The 22,295-nt window shown below is 72.1% G+C and carries 20 protein-coding genes; 9 read left to right on the top strand and 11 right to left on the bottom strand.

All coding sequences use genetic code 11. The annotated features are described in order from the left end of the window. A partial coding sequence (locus tag CCS38_RS04860; RefSeq protein ID WP_372456992.1) for a metallophosphoesterase family protein occupies positions 1-927 on the bottom strand: 927 nt, incomplete at its 3' end. Positions 928-1,069: 142 nt separating this feature from the next. On the opposite strand from CCS38_RS04860, the gene CCS38_RS04855 reads away from it, so the two are divergent. The 5 genes from CCS38_RS04855 to CCS38_RS35250 all read left to right on the top strand — a co-directional run bounded on the left by CCS38_RS04855 (position 1,070) and on the right by CCS38_RS35250 (position 5,462). Beyond that, positions 1,070-1,585 (top strand): DoxX family protein, encoded by a 516-nt coding sequence (locus CCS38_RS04855; protein WP_223731944.1) that lies wholly within the window; start codon positions 1,070-1,072, stop codon positions 1,583-1,585. Between the two features lie 69 nt (positions 1,586-1,654). After that, positions 1,655-2,170 carry a hypothetical protein gene (locus CCS38_RS04850; protein WP_223731943.1) on the top strand — a complete coding sequence of 172 codons (516 nt, stop codon included), beginning with the start codon at positions 1,655-1,657 and terminating at the stop codon, positions 2,168-2,170. Further along, positions 2,167-2,712 (top strand): RDD family protein, encoded by a 546-nt coding sequence (locus CCS38_RS04845; RefSeq protein WP_223731942.1) that lies wholly within the window; start codon positions 2,167-2,169, stop codon positions 2,710-2,712. Before CCS38_RS04850 ends, CCS38_RS04845 begins: the two co-directional genes overlap by 4 nt. After that, complete coding sequence (locus CCS38_RS04840; RefSeq protein ID WP_223731941.1) at positions 2,709-3,194, top strand: DUF1269 domain-containing protein; 486 nt, start codon at positions 2,709-2,711, stop codon at positions 3,192-3,194. Before CCS38_RS04845 ends, CCS38_RS04840 begins: the two co-directional genes overlap by 4 nt. 207 nt (positions 3,195-3,401) lie before the next feature. Then, a complete protein-coding gene (locus CCS38_RS35250) occupies positions 3,402-5,462 on the top strand; it encodes a LuxR family transcriptional regulator (protein WP_263301699.1) in 2,061 nt (686 codons plus the stop codon). 71 nt (positions 5,463-5,533) lie between these two features. On the opposite strand, the gene CCS38_RS04825 is transcribed toward CCS38_RS35250, so the two are convergent. Continuing rightward, positions 5,534-5,803 carry a hypothetical protein gene (locus tag CCS38_RS04825; RefSeq protein ID WP_051831192.1) on the bottom strand — a complete coding sequence of 90 codons (270 nt, stop codon included), beginning with the start codon at positions 5,801-5,803 and terminating at the stop codon, positions 5,534-5,536. 313 nt (positions 5,804-6,116) lie between these two features. On the opposite strand from CCS38_RS04825, the gene CCS38_RS04820 reads away from it, so the two are divergent. The 4 genes from CCS38_RS04820 to CCS38_RS04805 all read left to right on the top strand — a co-directional run bounded on the left by CCS38_RS04820 (position 6,117) and on the right by CCS38_RS04805 (position 9,929). Then, complete coding sequence (locus CCS38_RS04820) at positions 6,117-7,445, top strand: MFS transporter (RefSeq protein WP_223731940.1); 1,329 nt, start codon at positions 6,117-6,119, stop codon at positions 7,443-7,445. A gap of 89 nt (positions 7,446-7,534) precedes the next feature. After that, positions 7,535-8,245: a GntR family transcriptional regulator gene (locus tag CCS38_RS04815; RefSeq protein WP_223731939.1), complete on the top strand. Its 711-nt coding sequence runs from the start codon at positions 7,535-7,537 to the stop codon at positions 8,243-8,245. Beyond that, a complete protein-coding gene (locus CCS38_RS04810; protein WP_223731938.1) occupies positions 8,242-9,207 on the top strand; it encodes an ROK family protein in 966 nt (321 codons plus the stop codon). The genes CCS38_RS04815 and CCS38_RS04810 overlap by 4 nt, the downstream gene beginning before the upstream one ends. 29 nt (positions 9,208-9,236) lie before the next feature. Next, the gene (locus tag CCS38_RS04805) at positions 9,237-9,929 is read left to right on the top strand and encodes an N-acetylmannosamine-6-phosphate 2-epimerase (protein ID WP_223731945.1); all 693 of its coding nucleotides are present in this window, start codon (positions 9,237-9,239) and stop codon (positions 9,927-9,929) included. Positions 9,930-9,950: 21 nt separating this feature from the next. Here CCS38_RS04805 and CCS38_RS04800 read toward each other — a convergent pair whose 3' ends face one another. The 9 genes from CCS38_RS04800 to CCS38_RS04760 all read right to left on the bottom strand — a co-directional run. Continuing rightward, positions 9,951-12,044 carry a xanthine dehydrogenase family protein molybdopterin-binding subunit gene (locus CCS38_RS04800; protein WP_223731937.1) on the bottom strand — a complete coding sequence of 698 codons (2,094 nt, stop codon included), beginning with the start codon at positions 12,042-12,044 and terminating at the stop codon, positions 9,951-9,953. Then, positions 12,041-13,042: an FAD binding domain-containing protein gene (locus tag CCS38_RS04795; protein WP_223731936.1), complete on the bottom strand. Its 1,002-nt coding sequence runs from the start codon at positions 13,040-13,042 to the stop codon at positions 12,041-12,043. Before CCS38_RS04795 ends, CCS38_RS04800 begins: the two co-directional genes overlap by 4 nt. Next, positions 13,039-13,581 carry a 2Fe-2S iron-sulfur cluster-binding protein gene (locus CCS38_RS04790; RefSeq protein ID WP_223731935.1) on the bottom strand — a complete coding sequence of 181 codons (543 nt, stop codon included), beginning with the start codon at positions 13,579-13,581 and terminating at the stop codon, positions 13,039-13,041. The genes CCS38_RS04795 and CCS38_RS04790 overlap by 4 nt, the downstream gene beginning before the upstream one ends. A gap of 80 nt (positions 13,582-13,661) precedes the next feature. Next, positions 13,662-15,128 (bottom strand): rhamnulokinase, encoded by a 1,467-nt coding sequence (locus tag CCS38_RS04785; protein ID WP_223731934.1) that lies wholly within the window; start codon positions 15,126-15,128, stop codon positions 13,662-13,664. A gap of 12 nt (positions 15,129-15,140) precedes the next feature. After that, complete coding sequence (locus tag CCS38_RS04780; protein WP_223731933.1) at positions 15,141-17,180, bottom strand: bifunctional aldolase/short-chain dehydrogenase; 2,040 nt, start codon at positions 17,178-17,180, stop codon at positions 15,141-15,143. Positions 17,181-17,330: 150 nt separating this feature from the next. Then, entirely contained in the window at positions 17,331-18,506 is a 1,176-nt protein-coding gene (gene rhaI / locus CCS38_RS04775; RefSeq protein WP_223731932.1) for an L-rhamnose isomerase, read from the bottom strand. A gap of 148 nt (positions 18,507-18,654) precedes the next feature. Beyond that, entirely contained in the window at positions 18,655-19,191 is a 537-nt protein-coding gene (locus tag CCS38_RS04770; protein ID WP_223731931.1) for a Dps family protein, read from the bottom strand. A gap of 285 nt (positions 19,192-19,476) precedes the next feature. Then, positions 19,477-20,160, bottom strand: coding sequence for a DUF6766 family protein (locus tag CCS38_RS04765; protein WP_223731930.1), 684 nt, complete (start codon positions 20,158-20,160; stop codon positions 19,477-19,479). Between the two features lie 643 nt (positions 20,161-20,803). After that, on the bottom strand, positions 20,804-22,295 hold a 1,492-nt coding region (locus CCS38_RS04760; protein ID WP_443742948.1), incomplete at its 5' end, for an ATP-binding protein.

Below are 22,295 nucleotides of genomic sequence, written 5' to 3'. Positions count from 1 at the left end.
GGTGGTGGCGGTCTCAGTGGCCGCTGCGGTCGTGGTGGGGACAGCGGGAAGGATCTGGACGGGGCGGCCCGGCGTGCCGGAACGGCGCCGCCATTCCCTGGGATATCCGAGCGACACCTCCTGATGGGGCACCCCGTCCCACATCAGGAGCCGGGGAATGTGCAGATGGCCGTACACGACGGCGGTGGCGCGGAACCGGCGCGGCCAGTCCGCCGTCGCCTCCGTACCGCACCACAGCGCGAACTCCGGGTACCACAGGGGCCGCGTCGGTTCGCGGACGAGCGGGAAGTGATTGACGAGCACGGTGGGCAGCCCGTCCGGAAGGGCGGCCAGCCGCGCCTCGGTCGCCGCCAGCCGGGCCGCGCACCACGCCTCCCGTGTCGGATACGGGTCCGGATGCAGAAACAGCTCGTCGGTGCAGACCACCCCCGCCTCCTCGGCGGCGGCGAGCGCCGCCTCCTTGGTGTCCGCCCCCGGCGGGCGGAAGGTGTAGTCGTAGAGGAGGAAGAGCGGCGCGATGGCCACGGGCCCGCCCGCGCCCTCCCACACGGGATAGGGGTCCTCCGGGGTGACGACCCCCAACTCCCGGCAGATTCCGACCAGATGCTCGTAGCGGGCGACGCCGCGCAGCTGCACCGGATCCTTGGCAGGGGTCCACAGTTCGTGGTTGCCCGGCACCCAGACGACCTTGGCGAAGCGGCTGCTGAGCCGTTCGAGCGCCCAGCGGATGTCGGCGACGTACTCGCCGAGGTCCCCGGCGACCAGCAGCCAGTCGTCGGCCGACGCCGGTTCCAGCCGCTCGACGATGTCGCGGTTCTCCTTGTACCGGACGTGCAGGTCGCTGACGGCCACGACAGCGCCGCCGGCCCGGTCGTCCCGGGGCGGGCCGGCGACTCCGGCGGGAAGGGCGCGGATCTCGTAAGTCACGACTGAAGTAAAGACGGTGCGGGGCGGAGAGTGAAGGGTGACCGAGCGGTGTGCGCAACCGGACGGGCCGTGGTTTGCCCCATCCGAGGGGCGCGTGCGGAAGCGAGGGATGAGGTCCGGCCGGAAGGGGCACTCGTGGGCCATGCTTGTACTGCGACTTCTCGCCCGGCCCATGCTGGCCTCGACGTATGTCATCCAGGGCCTCCAGACCCTGCGCAATCCCGAACCCCTGGTCCCGATCGCCGAGCCGATCGCCAAGCCGATCGCCCAGCGCATTCCCTGGATGCCGGAACAGACCGAGCAGCTCGTCCGGATCAGTGGCGGCGTGCAGCTGGTGGCCGGCTCCCTGCTGTCGATCGGCCGCTTCCCGCGGATGTCCGCGCTGGCCATCGCGGCCACGCTGGTGCCCACAACCCTCGCCGGGCACCGGTTCTGGGAGGCCGAGGACGAAGGGACGCGCACCCAGGAGCGCATCCAGTTCCTCAAGAACCTCTCCATGCTCGGCGGGCTGCTCATCGCCTCGGCGGACACCCACGGCAAGCCGTCCCTCGCCTGGCAGGGCCGGCACGCGGCACACCAGGCCCGCCGCGAGGCGGCGCTACGCGCCCGCACGGCCCGCAGGACGCACAAGATCAGCAGCCGGCTGCCGGTCGGCTGACCACCGGGCCCCGCCCGGTCACCCGCTGCGGAGGAGGCCGGGCCCCGGCGGGCGTGCTGCGATGCCCCTGTGAAGGGACACGCCGGCGGCTGCGCCGTCACCTGGGGCCGGGCCGCGGCACGGTGGGCCGTACCGGCGGGCGTGGCCCAAGTGGCCGGTACCGTACGGGAGTTGGCGCGTACGCCTCTCCGTACGGCACAACGTACGGCGGTCCGGGTACTGGTCCGTACCGTGGTGGTCCCCGTGCTGGAACAGCTGGACCTGGATGCGGTGGTGGCCCGGGTCGATGTCGACGCCGTGGCGGCGCGGCTGGATCTCGACGCGGCGGCAGACCGCGTCGATGTGCGCAGGATCGCCGACCGGGTCGACATCGACGCGATAGTGGCCAGGATCGACCTGGTCGCACTCACCGAGCAGGTGCTCCGGGAGATCGATCTCGGCCGGATCGTACGGGAGACCGGCGGCGGGATGGCCGAGGAAACCGTCGACGCGGTCCGCCTCCAGGCCATGCACGCCGACCGCCTGGTGAACCGGGCCGCTGACCGGCTGCTGCGCAGGGACGGCAGGGACCACGCGCCGCCGTGACCGGGCCCCGGCGGCAGGACGATCCGGTCCGGATGCAGGGACGGGCGGCGGGACTGGTGTCCCGTACCGTTGCCGCGCTGATCGACACCTTCGCCGTACTCGGCATCGGGCTCGCCGCGCTGCTGGCCGCCGGGGCCGTGCGCTTCATGGTCGCCGGGCCGCCGTTCGCGCTCCCGCACCTGCCGCCCCGGATCAGCACCGCGTGCGGTGCCGCCCTCGCGGTCGGCTATCTCGCGGGAGGCTGGCTGACGGCCGGCCGTACGGCCGGAGCCCGGCTGATGGGGCTGCGGGTGGCCGCGCGGTCGGGACGGCCGCTCGGGCCCGGCCGCGCGCTGTTGCGGGCGGCGCTGTGCGTGGCGTTCCCGTGGGGCCTGCTCTGGATACCGGTCAGCCGGCACGGCCGGTCGCTCCAGGATCTCGTGGTGGCCAGCGTCGTCGTCCACGACTGGCACGGGCGTACTTCACCCGTTCCGGGTGACGCGGCCCGGCGCGCGCGGCGGCTCAATGGGACGCCGGATCAGATCCGTAGGAGGCTGCGATGACCGATCTCGTCGTGCTCGGTTTCCCGGACAAGGAGAAGGCCGAGGCCGTCATGCGGCTCGGCAAGGAACTCTCCCGCCAGGAGCTGCTCGACCTGGAGGACGCCGCGCTGGCGTGGCGGACCCAGGACGGCAAGATCCGCGTGGAGCAGACGTACCACACCACCGCCGCGGGGGCGGCCGGCGGCGCCCTGTGGGGAACGCTGTTGGGAACGCTGTTTCTGATGCCGGTCTTCGGCGCGGCCGTCGGCGCCGCCTCGGGCGCGGCCGTCGGCAAGCTCACCGACGTCGGGATAAACGACGCATTCATCAAGGAAGTGGCCCGCACGCTGGAACCCGGGCGCGCCGCGGTGTTCGCCCTCGTACGGCGGTCCACGCCGGACCGGGTGCGGGAGGCGCTGCGCCCGTTCAACCCCACCGTCCTCCGTACCTCGCTCACCAAGGACCGCGAGGAGGAATTGATCTCCGCCCTCCAGGGGACCTGACCGACCCGGCAAAGGCACCGGGCGGCACCCGGCGTGTGGAGGAACGCGACCCGGCCCCCGGAGTGAGATGTGTCCGCACGGGCTGCCGTGCGCACGAAGAGACGGCACACTCGTCGGACACATCCGCTCCAACAGCGACGCGGAGTCGTCCGCCTGGCACCGTCGAGGGCGGCTCCAGGAGCGCCACCGGGAAGCGAGGGGCCGGCGATGGGCGAGTCCCCGGGCGCACGCCTCGTTCCCCGGCCCCGCCTGGTGGAGCGGCTCTCCGCCGGCGTACTCGGCCCGCTGACCGTGGTGATCGCCCCGCCGGGAGCCGGCAAGTCGGTGCTTCTGACGCAGTGGGCGCACGCGGGTGCCGCACCGGGCCCGGTGGCCTGGGTGACGTGTGACGACGCGCCGGAGCCGCCCGGCCTCTTCTGGGCGCGGGTGACACGGGCGTTGGGGACGGCGGGCGTTGCCGTACCGGACGAGGACGCGGTACTGGACGGAGAACGGCCCGGCCCGCTGGGCGACGCCCGTACAACGGCCGCCCGGCTGACCGAGGCGCTGACGGCCCGGCGCGGGCCGGTGGTGCTGGTGCTGGACGGTTTCCGGGCCGGGGCCGGCACGCCGTGCGCCGCCGGGATGTCGTACCTGCTCGCGCACGCCGGCCGGGCGCTGCGGCTGGTGGTGGCGGCGCGCGGGGACCCGCCGCTGCACCTCCACCGGCACCGCCTCGCCGGCGACCTCACCGAACTCCGCACCGCTGCGCTGGCCTTCGACGACCGGGAGACGGCGGCGCTGCTCGCGCTCCACGGCATGACACTCCCCCGCCGCGCCGTGACGTCGCTGCGCGAGCACACGGAGGGCTGGGCCGCGGGGCTGCGGCTCGCCGCCCTGGCCCTGGCGCGGCGGCCCGATCCGGAGCGGTACGCGACGCGGTTCAGTGGCGCGGACGACGCGGTCGTCGGCTACCTCGTCGAGGAGTTACTGGAGGGGCAGTCGGCCGAAGTGCGCAACCTGCTGCTGACGACGAGCATCCTGGACCGGGTGAACGCGGCACTGGCCGCCGCGGTGGCGGGCGACCGGGCGGGCCGACACTTCACCGCGGTGGCCGGCGAGCACGCGTCCCTGGAGGCGTGCGGGCAGGGCTGGTACCGGTACCACCGCATGACCGGCGAGGCGCTGCGCCGCCGGCTGCTCGACGAGCACCCGGGGCGGACCGCCGAACTGCACCGCCGGGCAGCGGCCTGGCTGAGCGACAACGGCCCGCTTCCCGAGGCGGTGCACCACGCACTCGCCGCGGACGACCGTCCGTACGCGCACCGCCTGATCGTCCACCACCTGGCGATAGGGCAGGTACTGGGCCTGACGCCCACTCAACTCCCGCACGCCGCAGCCGGAAGTGCGTCATGCGGTGCCGACGGCACCCCCGAGACCGCACTCGTCGCCGCGGCAAGCGCGTTGTCGCACGGAGACATGACGGCCTGCGCCACCGCCCTGACGCAAGCGGAGCGCCTGCTCGCCGGTACGGAAACGCCCGCCGACCACGCCCTCCGGGCCCGGCTCGCCCTCACGCACGCGGTGATCCGTACACAACTCGAGCGCACCCGGGACCCCGGGGCGGCGCCGGCCGCGGCGGCCGAGGCACAGCGCCTCTTCGCGCTCCTCCCCCGCGAGGCCCAGGCGGACCGCCCCGAACTGCGTGCCCTGATCCAGCTGGTCCGCGGCGGTGCCGAGCTGCGGCGCGGCCGGCTGACGGCGGCGGAGAGCGCACTGACGACAGGGCTCAGGGCGGCCGGTACCGCGGGAAGCGGGGCGCTCCGCCGGGACTGCCTCGTCGAACTCGCCTTCCTGGAAGCGCTCCGCGGGCGGTTCCGGGCCGCCGCCGAACTCGCCGCGACCGCGCAACGGCCCCCGCTGCCCGCGTCCGGCCCCGGGGACCCCTCGCACGCCACGCTCCAGATGGTCCGCGCCTGGACCGGCCCGCCCCGCAACGGGGCGTCCCCGGCCCACAACAGGGCGCTCCCGGCCGGCAAGGGAACGCCCCCGGCCGGTGACGACGGCACCGCCCGGCAGCCGGTCGTGGCACTCAGCAGACGTGAGCTGGACGTACTGGCCCAGCTGGCGCGCACGATGGCGACGGACGAGATCGCCGCCGAACTCCAGCTCTCGGTCAACACCGTCAAGACGCACCTGAAGAGCGTCTACCGCAAGCTGTCCGTGAGCCGCCGGACCGCCGCCGTCCGCCGCGCCCGCGAACTGGGACTTCTCCCCCACCTGACGTGACACGGAACGTGCCGCGTACAACGACGGGGCGGGCCGGAAGACCGGCCCGCCCCTCCGCATCGGCGGTCGCGTCAGCGGGTGTAACGCATGAGAGTGCGGACCATGTGGCAGGTGGTGTCGGACGGGCGGTGGATGCCGACGAGCGCGGCGGTGTCACGGATGAGTCGGTTCGGCGCGCGGTCCGGCGTGTGCACACCGGAGTCGAGCAGGGCGATGGCCAGGCGCATGGCCTTGAGCCGGCGGTTGTGAGCGATGTACCACTCGCGCGGCCGGCCTGCAGGCAGCGGCTTCTTCGCGAGCGGGGCGTACGGCAGGTCGAACAGCGGGCGCGTCGAAGACATTGCGGCAGCCGTCACAGGGTCCCTCCTGTCGTGGTCGAGAGCCCCGGACCCCCCGTGAGCTCCCTCGAACACTGCTTCTATTTTAGTCGATTTCAGCCAGCTCCAACACCCCTCCAGAGCGCTCTTTTTCGCAGGTCAGCGCCACAATGCGCCCCTCCCGAGGCACAGTTCGCGACACCTCTGACGGCAAACCGACCCACCCAGACCCGACTGAAAGGTTTCAACGCAAAAATCCGCACCACCTATTGACTCCAGCGACCCTCCCCTCCATGGTTTGAGTCGTTTCAAACATGCGAGGGGCGAAGGAGTCCAGGTGACATCCGTGCAGGGCACGAGCACGCAGTCCGGCGCCGACGGGGCGGCCGGGGACGGCGCCGTCTCGCGGCAGCAGTGGAAGTGGACCGGGCTGGCCGGCATGGCGTCCTATCTCGACGCCGGGTCGATCGTCGCGCTCAGCTCCGGTCTCGCCCTCTTCCAGGACCGCTTCGGGCTCTCCGAGAGCGGTCTCGGCGCGCTGACGGCCATCGGCCCCAACGCCATCGGCGCGGCGATCGGCGCCTTCATCGGCGGCCGGCTGGGCGACAAGCTCGGCCGCAAGCGCATCTACCAGTACGACCTGCTCGTGTACGCGGCGGCCATCCTGCTCATCGCCTTCGCGGTCAACCCGCTGATGCTGTTCACCGGCACCTTCATCGTGGGCCTGGCCGTCGGCGCGGACGTGCCGACCTCACTCGCGCTGGTCGGCGAGTTCTCCCCGGCCAAGGCGCGCGGCAAGCTGCTCGGCATGACCCAGGTGACCTGGAGCCTCGGCCCGGTGGTCGTACTGCTGCTCGCCTGGGCCCTCTCGGACCTCGGCCTGCTCGGCATCCGCATCGTCTTCCTGCACCTGTTCGTGGTGTCACTCGTGACGTACGCGCTGCGCCGCGGCATGGTCGAGTCGGCAGTCTGGCGGAGCGCGGCGAAGGGCGGCGCGGCGGCCCGCCCCAAGGTCCGCGAGCTGCTGCGCGGCGCGCATCTGCGGGCGCTGCTGTTCACCGGCGGCATCTACCTCTTCTGGAACCTCGCGGCCGGCACGAACGGCATCTTCACCCCGTACATGGTCCAGAGCCTGGGCGCGGGCAGCCAGGCCACCAGCGTCGCCCTGTCCTGCGCCAGCTTCGCGCTGGTGATCGTCGGTACGGTCGCGGTCTACATGCGCTACGCCGACCGCGGCCACCGCTACCGCAAGGTGATGTGGATCGTCGGCTCGGTGATGCAGGTCTGTGCGTACGGCGTCTTCCTCTTCCTGCCCTTCACCCTCCCCGTCATCGTCTTCAACGTGGTGCTCTTCGGCGTCGGGCAGGCCATGGCGGGCGAGGCCGTCTACAAGACCATCAGCCAGGAGGTCTTCCCGACGATGCTGCGCGGCACCGCGCAGGGCATCACCTTCGGCACGTCCCGCGTCGTCCTCGGCGTCTGGTCGTTCTTCGTCCCCGCGCTGGCGAGCACCGGCATCGCGCCGGTTGCCGCCTTCCTCACCGCCTCGCTCCTCCTCTGCGGCGTCATCGGCCTGTTCATGCCCAACACGGCGGGCAAGCCCCTGGAGCAGGTGGAGGCCGAGCGGGCCGCGAGCCGATTGGATGGTACCAATTCTCTACAGTGAGCAGCATCGGTCAGGATAGTGGCGTGCTACCTTCCTATTGGTTGGTACCTATCGTGGTACCCAGTGGACTCCCATGGGGAAGGTGAAGCGTGGCCCGACAGGCCAAGCACGAGGAGCTGCGGGTGGCGCTGCAGGAGGAGATGGCCGGTGCTCCCCCGCATACCCCGTTGCCCACGGAGCGGGAGATCGCCACGCAGCACGGGGTCTCGCGCAATACCGTGCGGCAGGCGCTGGACGCTCTGGAGGCGGCGGGGAGTGTGTACCGGGTGCAGGGTGCGGGGACGTTCGTCGCCCCGCCCGTCGTTTCGAAGTCGCTCACGCTCACCTCGTTCTCCGAGGACATGGCCGAGCGGAACCTCGAACCGGCCTCGCGGTTGCTGGCCGCCGGGACGGTGCGGGCCGGCCGGCAGCTCGCCGAGCGGCTCGGTGTCGCGCCGGACTCCGATGTCGTGCGCGTCTCCCGGCTGCGGCTCGCCGACGGCTCCCCCATGTGCCTGGAGAACGTGCACTTCCCGGCCGACCGTGTCCCCGGGCTCGTCGAGGAGGACCTGACGGGTTCGCTCTACGCGCTGCTCAACGAGCGGTACGGGCTGGACATCCGCTCGGCCGACCAGATCATCCGGGCCGTCGACCTCGACGACACGGAGTCGGCCCTGCTCGGCGTGCCCCTCGGCAGTTCGGGGCTGCGGGTGCAGCGGGTCGGCCTGGACCGCCGCGACACCCCGGTCGAGGCGACGACCACGATCTACCGCGCCGACCGCTACGACATCCGCTTCACCGTCCGCAGGGCGCAGTCATGACGGCCGCTCGGGAGCCGCGCACGCTGCTCGGCGTCGATGTGGGCGGGACGAAGATCGCTGCCGGTGTCGTGTCGGCGGACGGTGCGCTGACGGCCACGCTTGTCCGGCCCACTCCCGCGGCGCAGGGCCGCACCGCGGTGCTCGACGCCATTGCGGCGACCGTCCGCGAACTGCCCGGGTGGGACGGCGCGGAGGGGCTGGGCATCGGTACCGGCGGGGTCGTCGACCGGGACCGGGGCGTGGTGCGCTCGGCCAACGCGCTGCTCCCCGGCTGGGCGGGCACCCGCCTGAACGAGGAGCTGAGCGCCCGCCTCGGGCTGCCGGTGGCCGCCGACAACGATGCGAACGTCTTCGCGCTGGCCGAGCAGACCTATGGCGCCGGTGCGGGCTGCGCGTCCGCGCTGTACGTGAGTGTGGGCACCGGCATCGGCGGTGGGCTGGTCACCGGCGGGCGGTTGCTGCGCGGTGCGCACTGGACGGCGGGCGAGTTCGGCCATATCGCGGTGCCGGAGGCCGCCGGGCGGCCGTGCAACTGCGGCCGCAAGGGACATCTGGAGGCCGTCGCTTCCGGGCCCGCGATCACCGCGCGGTTCCGCGAGCTGGCCGGGGACGCGGACGTGTACGACCTGCGGACGGTCGCGGCGTTGGCTGACTCCGATACCAGCGCGGAGGCCGCCCGGACCGCCCTCGCCGAGGGCGCCGGTGCGTTGGGCCGCGCGCTGGCCGGACTGGTCAACACCATGGACCCCGAACGGGTCGTCATCGGCGGTGGCGTCGCTTCCATCGGCGCCCCGTTCTGGGCTCCGCTGACCGAGACGTTCGCCGCCGAACTGCTGCCCGGGCCCGCCGGGGTACGGCCCGTGCCCGCCGCGCTCGGGCCCCGCGCCGCGGTGATCGGTGCCGCGGCGCTGCTATGGGAGCACCGCGCAGCCGACGACACGAAGGACGAGGACAGGGCGTGACCGAAACCACTGGCCCGAGCCGGACCACGATGCCCGCCGACCGTGTCCGTACGCTGCTCAACGGGCTGCGCGGCCGACTGGTCGTCTCCTGCCAGGCGCCGCCCGGAGACCCGCTGCGGGCCCCGGAGCACATCGCCGCGATGGCCGCCTCGGTGACCGCGGGGGCGCCGGTCGCGGGGGTACGCGTGCAGGGCGTGGACGACATCCGTGCCGTACGGGCCGTGGTCGGCCTGCCGGTCATCGGGCTGTGGAAGGACGGTGCCGAAGGCGTCTACATCACACCGACTGCGGGGCACGCGCAGGCGGTCGCCAAGGCCGGGGCCGAGATCGTCGCCGTGGACGCGACCGGCCGCCCGCGCCCGGACGGCCGCCCACTGCGCGAGACGGTGGAAGCGGTGCATGGACTCGGTGCGCTGCTGATGGCCGATGTGTCCACGGTGGAGGAGGGTGTGGCGGCGGCCGCGCTCGGTGCCGATGTGGTTTCCACGACCCTGTCCGGTTACACGCCGTACAGCCGTCAGCAGCCGGGGCCCGACCTGGAGCTGGTTGCCGAGTTGGCCGGGCGACTGGACGTTCCCGTCTTCGCCGAGGGGCGGCTGCACACCCCGGAGCAGGCGGCAGCGGCGATCGAGGCGGGCGCGTGGGGTGTCGTCGTGGGTGGCGCGATCACCGCCCCGGCGGCCATAGCGACCCGCTTCGCCGCCGCCCTGCCACACTCCTGACGCACCGTCACCCCGAATACATCAGAGGTGCGGCAGCAAGGAATCCGGCGTGACCGGCAGCGCCCGGACCCGCACACCGGTCGCATGGTGCACCGCATTGGTAACCGCCGCCGCCGTGCCCACGATGCCGATCTCGCCGATGCCCTTGGAGCCCATCGGGTTCAGGTGCGGGTCCTGCTCCTCGATCCAGTGCACGTCGATGTCCGGCACGTCGGCGCAGACCGGGACGTGGTACATGGCCAGGTCGCGTTCCGCGTAGTCACCGAACTCGCGGTCCATGGTGCTGTGTTCCGTCAGGGCCATGCCGAGGCCCATCGTCATGCCGCCGAGGAACTGCGAGCGGGCGGTGCGCGGGTTCAGGATGCGGCCCGCGGCGAAGACGCCGAGGAGGCGCCGCACCCGGGTCTCGCCCGTCGCGGTGTCCACCTGTACCTCGGCGAACTGGGCGCCGTACGCGTGCCGGGCGTACTCCTTGCCGCTCTTGCTCTCCTCGGTGGTGTCGGCGGCGACCGTCAGGCCCGTCGCCGGTACTTCGCTGTGCTCCTCCAGCGCGCGCCGCAGTCCGTCGCACGCCTTGTGCACCGCCGAGCCCCACGAGGACGTGCCGGAGGAGCCGCCGGCCACCGGGGCCTCGGGCAGTTCGCTGCAGCCCACGCGGATGCGGACCCGGTCCATGGGCAGTCGGAGCGCGTCGGCGGCGATCTGAGCGAGGACGGTCCGGGCGCCGGTGCCGATGTCGGTGGCGTTCACGCGGACGTCGATCAGCCCGTCGGCGCGGGCGTGCGCCTCGGCGTGGCACGGGGCGACCATCACCGGGTACGTCGAGGCGGCCACGCCGGTGCCGAGCAGCAGCCGGCCGTCGCGGCGCGCCGCGGGGCGCGGGTCGCGGTCCTGCCAGCCGAAGCGGCGGGCGCCCTCGCGCAGGCACTCCACGAGGTGCCGGCTGCTGTACGGGCGGCCGGAGTCCGGCTCGCGGTCGGGCTCGTTGCGTACGCGCAGTTCGATGGGGTCCAGGCCGCAGGCGAGGGCGAGTTCGTCCATGGCCGATTCGAGCGCGTACATGCCGGGGCATTCGCCGGGCGCGCGCATCCAGGAGGGGGTGGGCACGTCGAGCCGGGCGACCCGGTGGGTGCTGCGGCTGACCGGAGAGACGTACATCGTCCGGCTGGGCGCCGCGGCCTGCTCGACGAACTCCTGGACCGTGGAGGACTGGGTGGTGATCTCGTGCGCGAGGGCCTGGATGCGGCCGTCGCGGTCGGCTCCGATGCGCAGGTGCTGGATCGTCGGGGCGCGGTGGCCGGTGACGGCGGGCAGCTGCTGGCGTGCGAAGGCGAGGGTGACCGGGCGGCCGGTGACGCGCGCTGCCATGGCGGCGAGTACCACGTGGGGGCGGGGCGTGCCCTTGGAGCCGAAGCCGCCGCCGACGTGCTCGCTGGTGACGAGCACCTGGTCCGGGCCGAGTGCGAAGAGCTGGGCCAGCATCTGCTGGACGGTCGAGGAGCCCTGGCTGGAGTCGTGCAGGCACAGCTTCCGCTCGCCCTCCCACCAGGCGGTGGCGGCGTGCGGCTCCATCGGGTGGTTGTGCAGCGGCGGGGTTTCGTAGACGGCGTCGTGCTGTACGGGGGCCTCGGCGTAGGCCGCGTCGAAGTCGCCGCGCACACGGTCGGCGGGGTGGCCGCCGTTGGCGGTCTCGGGCGCGTAGATGCCCGGGTGCTCGGCGGTGAGGAGGACGTCGTGCGGCTCGGAGGTGTAGTCCAGGCGTACCGCGGTCGCGGCGGCGCGGGCCGCTTCCAGGGAGGTGGCGACCGCGAGCGCGACGATCTGGCCGCGGTGTGCCACGTGCCGGGACTGCAGGACGGCGAGGGTGGGGTCGTCGCCCTCGGCGAGCCGGGGTGCGTTCTCGTGGGTGAGCACGGTGACGACGGCGGGGTCGGCGAGCGCGGCACCGGTGTCGACGGCGGTGATCTCGCCGCGGGCGATGGTGGCGGGCACCGCCCAGGCGTACAGGCCGTCGGGGCGTGCGTGGTCGGCGGCGTACCGCGCGGTGCCGGTCACCTTCTCGCGGCTCTCCAGCCGTGCGGTGTCCGCGCCCAGGGTCCGGGGCAAGGTTGTCATCGCGCACCCTCCGCGTGCGTGCCCGCGAGGTCCGTCAGCAGCGCGACGGCCAGCCCGCGGGCCAGGGGGATCTTGTAGCCGTTGTCGCGCAGCGGCTCGGCGGCCGCCAGTTCCTCGTCCACGGCCCGGCCGAAGGACTCCTCGGTGGCGGGCCGGCCGAGCAGCGCCGCCTCGGCGGCGCGGGCGCGCCACGGCTTGGCCGCGAGCGCGCCGAACGCGAGCCGTACGTGCGCGACGTTGCCGTCGCTCACCTTCAGGTCGGCGGCGGCCGAGGCGAGTGCGAAGGCGTACGAGGCGCGTTCCCGGGCCTTGCGGTACGCCGAGCGGGCGCCGGGCACCGGCGGCGGCAGCTCCACGGCGGTGATCAGCTCGCCGTGCCGCAGGACGGTGTCCTGGTCGGGGGTGTCGCCCGGCAGCCGGTGCAGTTCGGCCACCGGCAGCGTCCGCTCGCCGTCGGCGGAGACGCAGTGCACCTGCGCGTCGAGGGCCGTCAGGGCCACCGCCATGTCCGAGGGGTGGGTGGCCACGCAGTGCTGGGAGGCGCCGAGGACCGCCAGGTCGCGGTGGATACCACTGCGTGCGGGGCAGCCGGAGCCGGGCCGCCGCTTGTTGCACGGCTTGCCGATGTCCTGGAAGTACGTGCAGCGGGTGCGCTGCAGCAGGTTGCCGCCGATCGTGGCGAGGTTGCGCAGCTGGGGCGAGGCGCCGGCCAGCAGGGCCTGGGAGAGTGCCGGGTAGCGTTCGCGGGCGGCCGGGTGCACGGCGAGGGTGCTGTTGCGCACGGTGGCGCCCACCCGCAGTCCCCCGTCGGCGGTCTCGGTGATGTCGTCGAACGGCAGCCGGCTGACGTCGACCAGCATCTCGGGCACCTCGACGCCGAGCTTCATGAGGTCCACGAGGTTGGTGCCGCCGCCGAGGAAGGCCGCGCGCGGTGCGCGGGAGAGCAGGTCGACGGCGGTCGCGGGGTCGGTGGCCGTCTCGTAGCGGAAGGGTTTCACCGGGCCGCCTCCCGTACCGCTTCGACGATGTTCACATACGCGCCGCAACGGCAGATGTTGCCGCTCATCCGCTCCCGTACCTCGCCGCCGGTCAGCTCCACGGGGCCGTCCGGCGCGCCGTCGGGCGTCACCGCGCTGGGCCAGCCGGCCTGTGCCTCGGCGATCGCCCCGACGCCGGAGCAGATCTGGCCGGGCGTGCAGAAGCCGCACTGGAAGCCGTCGTGCGCGATGAACGCCTCCTGGAGCGGGTGCAGCGCATCCCTTTTCGCCAGGCCCTCGACGGTCGTGACCTCCGCACCATCGGCGGCCACCGCGAGCACCAGGCAGGAGTTGACGCGGTGGCCGTCGAGCAGGACCGTGCAGGCTCCGCACTGGCCGTGGTCGCAGCCCTTCTTGGCGCCGGTCAGCCGGACGTCCTCGCGGAGCAGGTCGAGCAGCGTGGTGCGGTTGTCGACGACTTGCGCCCGGCGTTCGCCGTTGATGTGCAGGGTCAGCGCGGTGGTGGTATCCGCGTCGCCCGTACCCTCCGTGCTTCTCATGGAGTCAGGGGTGCCCCTGAAGGCGAGCGGTGAAAACGGACCAGGCCGCTCCGCACCTCGTCCGGGCCAATGCCCGCCGCTCAGGCCACCCCGATGCGGGCCGCGGCGGCGTCCCAGGCGGCCCGGTCGCCGCGCGGCTCGTAACGGCGCAGCGGCTGGGTGGCGGCGACCAGGCGGCGCATCGCGGCGCGGTCGGGGACGAGGCCGTGGGCGCGGGCCTGGACGAGGACGTTGCCGAGCGCCGTGGCTTCGGCGGGGCCCGCGACGACGGGCAGTCCGGTGGCGTCGGCGGTGAGCCGGCAGAGCAGTTCGTTGCGGCTGCCGCCGCCGACCAGGTGGACGGTGCGGATCTCCCGCCCGGCGAGCGCGGCGGCCTGCCGCAGGGTGCGCCGGTGGGCCAGGGCCAGGCTCTCCAGGATGCAGCGGACGACGGCGCCCCGGCTCTCCGGGACACGCTGTCCGGTGCGGCGGCAGAAGCTCCGTATCCGTGCGGGCATGTCGCCGGGCGGCAGGAACTCGGGCGCGTCCGGGTCGACGAGCGCGCCGAACGGCTCCTCCCGCGCGGCCTCGGCCAGCAGGTCGGACAGGGCGGCGGGCGAGCCCTGCGCCGCCCAGGTGCGGCGGCACTCCTCCAGCAGCCACATGCCCATGATGTTGCGCAGGTAGCGCACCGTCCCGTCGATGCCGCGCTCGTTGGTGAAGTTGGCGGCCCGGGACTCCTCGGTGAGCACCGGCGCGTCCAGCTCCAGCCCGGCCAGCGACCAGGTGCCACAGGAGATGTACGCGAAGCCGGGCTCCGTGGCCGGCACGGCGGCGACCGCGGAGGCGGTGTCGTGGGAGGCGACGGTGGTCACCGGAGTCGCCGCGGCCAGTCCGGTGTACTCGGCGACGTGCGGCAGCAGCGTCCCGGCCGGTTCGCCGGGGCGGCGCAGCGGCGGCAGCAGGGCCGGGTCGATGCCGAGCCGGTCGAGCAGCGCGGCGGACCAGGCGCCGGTCCGGGCATCGAGCAGCCCCGTGGTGGAGGCGTTGGTCTCCTCCGCGCCGACCGCGCCGGTCAGCCAGTGCACGAGCAGGTCCGGGATCAGCAGCAGGGTGCGCGCGGCGGCCAGCTGCGCGCTGCCGCGGGCCGCTTCGAGCTGGTACACGGTGTTGAACGGCAGATGCTGCAGCCCGCTGACGGCATGCAGTTCCTCGGGCCCGGCCTTGGCCCACACCCGCTTGGCGGCGCCCTCCGTACGCCCGTCCCGGTAGTGGTACGGCTGGCCGAGCAGCGCGCCGTCGGCGTCCAGCAGCCCGTAGTCCACCGCCCAGGTGTCGACGCCGACGGACGCCACGCCGTCGGCCCTCGCAGCGGCGCGCAGTCCGTCCAGTACGCCCTGGTACAGCGCGAGCACGTCCCAGTGCAGCCCGTCGGGCAGCCGTACCGGGGTGTTGGGGAACCGGTGCGCCTCGGTGAGGCCGAGGCTGTCCGGGCCGACCCGGCCGAGGATCACGCGCCCGCTGGTGGCGCCGAGATCCACGGCGGCGAAGGAGAGGGTGCCGGTCACGTCGCCTCCGCGTCAGCGCAGGAACGCGGCGGCGACGCCGGCGTCGACGGGAATGTGCAGTCCGGTGGTGTGCGTGAGATCGCCGCCGGTGAGCGCGAACACCGCGTTCGCGACGTGTTCCGGCAGTACCTCGCGCTTGAGCAGGGTCCGCTGGGCGTAGAACTCGCCGAGCTTCTCCTCCTCGATCCCGTACGTCGCCGCGCGCTGCGCACCCCAGCCGCCCGCGAAGATGCCGGAGCCGCGCACCACTCCATCCGGGTTCACGCCGTTGACGCGGATGCCGTGCCCGCCCAGCTCGGCGGCGAGCAGCCGGACCTGGTGCGCCTGGTCGGCCTTGGTGGCGGAGTACGCGATGTTGTTCGGGCCCGCGAAGACGGCGTTCTTCGACGCGATGTAGACGATGTCGCCGCCCATCCCCTGCTGCGTCATCACACGGGCGGCCTCGCGGGAGACGAGGAAGGAGCCGCGGGCCATGATGTCGTGCTGGAGGTCCCAGTCCTTCGCGGTGGTCTCCAGCAACGGCTTGGAGATCGAGATACCCGCGTTGTTGACGACCAGGTCGACGCCCCCGAAGGCGAGCACAGCGGCCTGGAACGCGGCGGCTATCCGCCCCTCATCAGTGACATCGACCGGCACCGCGACGGCCTTGTCGGCGCCGCCCAGCTCCTCGGCCACCGCGGCCGCGCTCTCCGCGTTCAGATCGGCGACCACGACGCACGCGCCCTCGGCGGCCAGCCGGTGCGCGACGGCCTTACCGATGCCCGACCCTGCGCCGGTGACCAGCGCGATCCGAGTGGCCAGCGGCTTCGGCGCCGGCATCCGTCGCAGCTTGGCCTCCTCCAGCTCCCAGTACTCGATCCGGAACTTCTCCGCCTCCGCGATCGGCGCATACGTCGACACCGCCTCGGCGCCGCGCATCACATTGATCGCGTTGAGGTAGAACTCGCCCGCCACGCGCGCGGTCTGCTTGTCCTTGCCGTAGCTGAACATGCCGACGCCGGGGATCAGGACGATGGCCGGGTCGGCACCGCGCATCGGCGGGGAGTCGGGCCCGGCGTGCCGCTCGTAGTAGGCGCGGTACTCGCTCCGGTACTCCTCGTGCAGCTCCTTCAGCCGGGCGATCACCTCGTCCAGCGGGGCGGCCGGCGGCAGGTCGAGGACGAGCGGGCGGACCTTGGTACGCAGGAAGTGGTCGGGGCAGGAGGTACCGAGCGCGGCGAGCCGGGGGTGCTCGGCGCGGGCGAGGAAGTCGAGCACCGGCTCGGTGTCGGTGAAGTGACCGACCTGCGGTTTGTCCGTCGAGGCGAGCCCCCGGAGCACGGGCGCGAGCGCGGCGGCCCGCTCCCGCCGCACGTCCTCGGGCAGCGCTCCGAACCCGTCGACGACCGGCCCGAAGGGCTCCGCCTTTCCCTGCTCGACAAGAAACGTCTCCGCGGTACGAATCATCCACAGGGCATTGCGCTCGCACTCCTCGGAGGTGGCGCCCCACGCGGTGATGCCGTGGCCGCCGAGGATGACGCCGACCGCCTGCGGGTTGGCCTCCTTGATCGCGGCGATGTCCAGGCCGAGCTGGAAGCCGGGGCGCCGCCACGGCACCCAGGCGACCTTGTCGCCGAAGCACGCGGCGGTCAGCTTCTCGCCGTCGGCGGCGCAGGCCAGCGCGATACCGGAGTCGGGGTGCAGATGGTCGACGTGTGCCGCGTCCACCAGGCCGTGCATCGCGGTGTCGATCGACGGCGCGGCACCGCCCTTGCCGTGCAGGCAGTAGTCGAACGCGGCAACCATCTCGTCCTCGCGCTCCACGCCCGGGTACACCTCGGTCAACGCGCGCACCCGGTCCAGCCGGAGCACGGCCAGCCCGGCTTCGGTGAGCGTACCGAGGTCACCGCCGGAGCCCTTGACCCACATCAGCTCGGTGGGCCGCCCGGTGACGGGGTCGGTGGCAACACCCTTGGCGGAGGCGTTGCCACCGGCGTAGTTGGTGTTACGGGGGTCGGAGCCGAGGCGGTGGGAGCGTGCGAGGAGCGCGCTGACTTCAGCGTGCGTGGTCATGACGTGATCAGTCCTTCAGCAGGTGACGTACGGGGAGAGAAGGCGCCCCCTCAGGGGCGCGGGGCTGCGGTTCTATTTGCGGCTGCGCCGCGCGGGCGCGACCAGCCACAAACGGCCCGCAGTCGCCAACAAAAAGATCCCGGCAGCCGCCTAGGCGCCCCACCCGGCCTGCTGACCGCCAACCCGCTCAGCCACAATCCGCTCCTGCCAGCCGCAGGCCCCGTACGCCGCCATCGGATCGGGGTCCAACCCCATCTCCCCCCGCACCTCCGCGAGCAACGGCCGCACATCCGTGTTGTACGCGTCCATCAGGACCGCATTGGCCGCCAGCACGTCACCGCCGCGCTGCGCGGCATGCAGCGCCCCGCCGTCCACCAGCAGCCCCTTCGCCGTCGCCTCCTGCACGTTCATGACAGACCGGATGACAGCCGGGATCTTCGCCTCGATGTTGTGGCACTGGTCGAGCATGAAGTTGACCCCGTTCGCGGCCTCCAGCCCGCCGTTCTTGATGACTTCGTGCATGATCCGGAACAGCTGGAACGGATCGGCCGCACCGACCATCAGGTCGTCATCCGCATAGAAACGGGAGTTGAAGTCGAACGCGCCGAGCTTCTTCTCGCGCAGCAGGAACGCAACGATGAACTCGATGTTGGTGCCCGGCGCGTGGTGCCCGGTGTCCACGACGACCTTCGCCTTCGGGCCGAGCTTCAGGCAGTGCGCGTACGAGGTGCCCCAGTCCGGCACATCCGTGGTGTAGAAGGCCGGCTCGAAGAACTTGTACTCCAGCAGCAGCCGCTGGTCGTCCCCGAGCCGCTCGTACACCTCGGCCAGCGCCTCGGCCAGCCGGTCCTGGCGAGCGGCGATGTCGTCCTGGCCCGGGTAGTTGGTGCCGTCGGCGAACCACAGCTTCAGGTCCCGGGACCCGGTCGCGTCCATGATGTCGACGCAGGCGAGGAGATGGTCGGTGGCCTTGCGGCGGACGGCCGGGTCGGGGTGGGTGACGGACCCGAGCTTGTAGTCCTCGTCCTGGAAGGTGTTGGAGTTGATGGCGCCGAGCGTCAGCCCGCGCTCCGCCGCGTACTCGGCGAGCTTCCCGTAGTCCTCGACGGTGTCCCACGGGATGTGCAGCGACACCAGGGGGGCGACGCCGGTGAACTCGTGCACCTTCGCCGCGTCGTCCAGCTTCTCGTACGGGTCGCGGGGGACGCCGGGCTGCGCGAACACCTTGAAGCGGGTGCCGGAGTTTCCGTAACCCCAGGACGGTGTCTCGATCACCTGGGCCTTCAGGGCGGCCTTCACGGCGGACGGGTCGGGCGTGCTCGGCATCATTCACCTCGACTTGAATCGTTTCAGTGCTCGCTAAGCTAAGCCGCCATGAAAGGGAGCGTCAAGGGCGCGTACGCAAGTTACGGTCATACACAGCACCGCGCCCGGCAGGCGCATCGCCTGCCGGGCGCGGTGGGTGAAAAACGATTCACGGCTGCTGGCGGGCCTGCTTGCTCGCAGCCCGCGCCGCGTCCGTCTCGCTGGTCTGCCGGGCCGTGCTCAGCTTGCCGCCGGAGTTCTCCAGGTGCGCCCGGATGAACCACTGGAACAGCTCCAGGCTGCGCAGCTGCTCGATGAGCATGTCCTGGGTGATCGGGTCGGGCTCGTCGGTGGCGCGCACCGCCTGACGGTGGTCCTCGATGATGCCCGTGTACACCACGTCCAGCGCACCCAGGTGCTCGATCGACTCGGCCCGCCCGATCGCGTAGTCCTCCCAGGTGCGCTCGGCGACCATGACGCCGGGCGTACCGGCGGGCTCGCCGCCCAGCGTCGAGATGCGCTCGGCGGTGGTGTCGATCATGTCGCGTACGGCGTCGACCTGCGGGTCGAGCATTTCGTGCACGGCGATGAAGTGCGGGCCGACCACGTTCCAGTGGACGTGCTTGAGCGTGAGGGCGAGGTCGTTGAGCGCGTGCAGCCGCATCCGCAGCAGCTGGATGACCTCCGAACCCTCGGAGGTGCTCATGCCCGGAACCGTATAGCTGAGCTGCGAGTCGGCTTTCGAGGCCACGGCACTGTCTCCTTCGACGGTCTTCTGCCGGCCCGGCGGGTGCCGGACGTCCGGACCCGGCAGGCCGCCGGGCGTGCGCCACAGGGTTACCACCGCCCGCAACGCGGCAAACGCCCGCCTTTCCCGCGATGTACGGGCTTTCACCTGTTATGCCGCCACCGGTGACAGTGGGTGTCCGCCAGACGTGCCGGGCTCTCCTGGCGACGCTGGAGTGAAGGCGTGCCGGCCGAGGACGCGAGGTCAGCCTTCGACTCCGGTCGAGGAGTGCGGTGCGCCGACCGGCTTCGATTCCGGCGAACCGCGTTGGCGCAAATAGATGGAGAGGACGACCATGGAGGCGATGGCCAGCAGTTCGGACTGCCAGTTCTGCAGGGTACGGCTCCAGAATTCCGCGGAGAACAGGTAGTCGGACCAGCTGACCGGAGGCTGTCGGTCCTGCAGGCGCGTTTCGTTGTAGGCGGACGCCCCACTGATGGACTGGGCCAGCCAGGAGAGCACGAAGACGGCTCCCATCATCAATCCGAGCGACTGCGAGAAGACCCACTGCCGTACGCCGCCGATCGAAGCCCAGCGAGGTGAGGCGGCATGGGCGTAAGCAGCCATGCGCTGCTCCTTCTCCGTCCCCCGGCCTCTCCGGTCAACGCTTTTGGACTCGGGCGAACCACGCTGCACCAGCCACACCGTGAGGAAGATGTACAGGAAGAACTGGAGGTATTCCGATTGCCAGTTCTCCAGGACGTCGACGGCGAAGTCGGACGTGCTGACGTAGGTCCAGAAACCGACCGGCGCAAAATCCTGGGTCGTGAGCTGGTTGTTGTACTCGGCCTGTCCGGCGAAAGCCTGACCGATGAGGGCAGCCACGAAAGCGGCACCGAAGAAGATGCCCAGGCTGTTGTCCCGCAGGAACTTGCGGCGTGCGTTCATCGGTGCAGCACCCCCAGCGTCGCGAAATAGACGAGCCCCGTGGCAATGACCAGAACGCACAGCGTGAACAGCAAACGCATCGTCGTCACCCTCCCTTGACCGCGCAGTCGTACGGCTGACCGGGCCGAAGAGTGCAGTGGGCCGCAGTGACCTTCCAGCCGGTACGGAAACGGGCAAGGAAAAGGGTGTCTCCCGTGAGGACCACACGAGCCTGCCGTCCGTAGACGTCCACCTGCCGGACCCGATCGGCCAAGGCCGCCTGCTCCTCCAGTACTGCCCGAGGGCATCCGGTGCCGGACTCCTTGATCAGCTCCTCACGTGTGCCCGGAGCCAATGCGCCACAGGCCGCCACGCCATTCGTCGAACTGAGCGCTCGATGAAATCCGCGTGCGGCTTCCGATGCGGCCGAGCGACGTTCGTCCAGGCTCGCGCAACCGCCGGCCAGCGACATGACGATTACCGCGCATGCCCCGACGCGCCATCGTCTTGGCATCGACACCGTTGGCCTCCCTCCTCCCGGTGCTGACGAAGTAATGCGGGTGTGTGCCTTTGCAGTGGGCCGACTCGGGCTGCACCTCGAATGAAAACCTTCTGCAGACAGGAACAGGCTTACCGGCTGTACGGTCGCCTTGAAGAGCGATCCTCACCCTTCTCCGTTACCCACGCTGCGCCGAATGGCGCCTGGAGGCTCCGGAGGATCGAGCGCGTATGCGAGGCCGGTATCGAGGTCGGTTTCGTAACCGGTGTGGAAGGTGGCCTTGTAGGCGCGGTCGCCCAAGGTGTCGCGGGCCTGCCGCTCGCAGGACCGGCGGGCGGCGACGAATTCCGGGATGCCCGCCTGGGGCAGGCCGATGGTGTCCCAGGTGTGCTGGGCCAGCCCGAGCAGCCAGGCGGCACGCTCGCTCTGCCCGCCGGCGCCCGTGGCCACCGCGAGCACGTCCAGGGCCAAGGCGCACCCCAGGCTGTCGTGCAGCCGCCGCTTGACCTCCAGGGCCGCCCGCGCGTAGCGCAGCGCGGCCTCGGGCCGGTGGCAGGCCAGTTCGGCATGTGCGCGCATGACGTCGCCGTAGGCACGCATCCATTGCTCGCCGTGCCGCCCGCACTCGGTGCGCATTTCCTCCAGCATGGCGATGGCCTCCTCGGGACGGCCCTCGACGGTGAGCGCATTGCCTGCCAGCACCCGGGCCAGCAGCCTGGCGAGGGGCAGCGGTTCGAGGAGCGCACCGTTCTCCGGCGAGGTGGTGGCGAGCAGCTGTGCCGACAGGGAGAACACCCGCGGCCGGTCGCCGAGCATGGTCGCCGCAACCAGCAAGCACCCCCGGGCGGTAGTGGCCACGTGGTCGTCACCGAGCCGTTCGGCCTCGGCGACGCACTGGCCGGCCCAGGCAGCGCCGGCCGCGGCATCGCCCTGGCACAACAGGACCATGCTGCAGACCCACAGGGCCTTGTCGCGGGCGAAGCTGGGATCGACGCCGAGGACAAGGGCCCGTTCCAGGTAGTGCTGTCCCTCCTTGAGGTGTCCGCAGGGGTACCAGAAGAACCACAGCGCCCCGGCCAGATCCAGCGCAGTGAGCCCGTCCTGCTGGGCCAGGGTGTACTCCAGCGCGGCACGGAAGTTGGCGTGCTCACTGTTCGCCCGGTCATACCAGGCGTACTGGTCGGGCCCGATCCAGGCGGTGTCGCCACGGCGGGCCAGTGCCAGGTAGAAGTTCTGGTGGCGCCGGCGCAGCCGGTCCTCCTCGCCCAGGCGGCGCAGCCAGGCCGCACCGTACTCGCGGAGGGTGTCGAGCATGCGGTAGCGGTCTCCGCCCGCGGTCGGCGCCCAGATCACAATCGATTTTTCCGCCAGCGCGCTCAGCAGGCCGGGGATGTCCTCGTACGGAAGGTGCACACCCGCGCAGACCCGGCCGGCCGCCCCGGAGTCGAAGCTGCCGGCGAAGACGGACAGCCGGGCCCACAACAGCCGCTCGGCCGGGGTGCACAGTTCGTGGCTCCAGCCGATGGCGGTGCGCAGGGCCTGGTGCCATGGGGGTGCCTCGCTGCTCGTGGAGTCCGCGACGCTCGGACGCAGCCCAGCGGGAGAGGGGGGCCGGGAGCTGGCCGCGGCCCGTCTGCAGGAGCTGTCCGTTCGGGAG

This window comes from Streptomyces purpurogeneiscleroticus, assembly GCF_020024005.1.
Lineage (GTDB): Bacteria > Actinomycetota > Actinomycetes > Streptomycetales > Streptomycetaceae > Streptomyces > Streptomyces purpurogeneiscleroticus.
This window is presented reverse-complemented; position numbering and strand designations above follow the sequence as displayed.

Excerpts from the sequence above, each read along its gene's own strand:
- CCS38_RS04770 (WP_223731931.1), bottom strand. The coding sequence starts at position 19,191 with ATGAGCACCTCCGAGGGTTCGGAGGTCATCCAGCTGCTGCGGATGCGG.
- CCS38_RS35250 (WP_263301699.1), top strand. The coding sequence starts at position 3,402 with ATGGGCGAGTCCCCGGGCGCACGCCTCGTTCCCCGGCCCCGCCTGGTG.
- CCS38_RS04855 (WP_223731944.1), top strand. The coding sequence starts at position 1,070 with ATGCTTGTACTGCGACTTCTCGCCCGGCCCATGCTGGCCTCGACGTAT.
- CCS38_RS04800 (WP_223731937.1), bottom strand. The coding sequence starts at position 12,044 with ATGACAACCTTGCCCCGGACCCTGGGCGCGGACACCGCACGGCTGGAG.
- rhaI (WP_223731932.1), bottom strand. The coding sequence starts at position 18,506 with ATGCCGAGCACGCCCGACCCGTCCGCCGTGAAGGCCGCCCTGAAGGCC.
- CCS38_RS04810 (WP_223731938.1), top strand. The coding sequence starts at position 8,242 with ATGACGGCCGCTCGGGAGCCGCGCACGCTGCTCGGCGTCGATGTGGGC.
- CCS38_RS04790 (WP_223731935.1), bottom strand. The coding sequence starts at position 13,581 with ATGAGAAGCACGGAGGGTACGGGCGACGCGGATACCACCACCGCGCTG.
- CCS38_RS04765 (WP_223731930.1), bottom strand. The coding sequence starts at position 20,160 with ATGAACGCACGCCGCAAGTTCCTGCGGGACAACAGCCTGGGCATCTTC.
- CCS38_RS04840 (WP_223731941.1), top strand. The coding sequence starts at position 2,709 with ATGACCGATCTCGTCGTGCTCGGTTTCCCGGACAAGGAGAAGGCCGAG.
- CCS38_RS04805 (WP_223731945.1), top strand. The coding sequence starts at position 9,237 with ATGCCCGCCGACCGTGTCCGTACGCTGCTCAACGGGCTGCGCGGCCGA.
- CCS38_RS04825 (WP_051831192.1), bottom strand. The coding sequence starts at position 5,803 with ATGTCTTCGACGCGCCCGCTGTTCGACCTGCCGTACGCCCCGCTCGCG.
- CCS38_RS04780 (WP_223731933.1), bottom strand. The coding sequence starts at position 17,180 with ATGACCACGCACGCTGAAGTCAGCGCGCTCCTCGCACGCTCCCACCGC.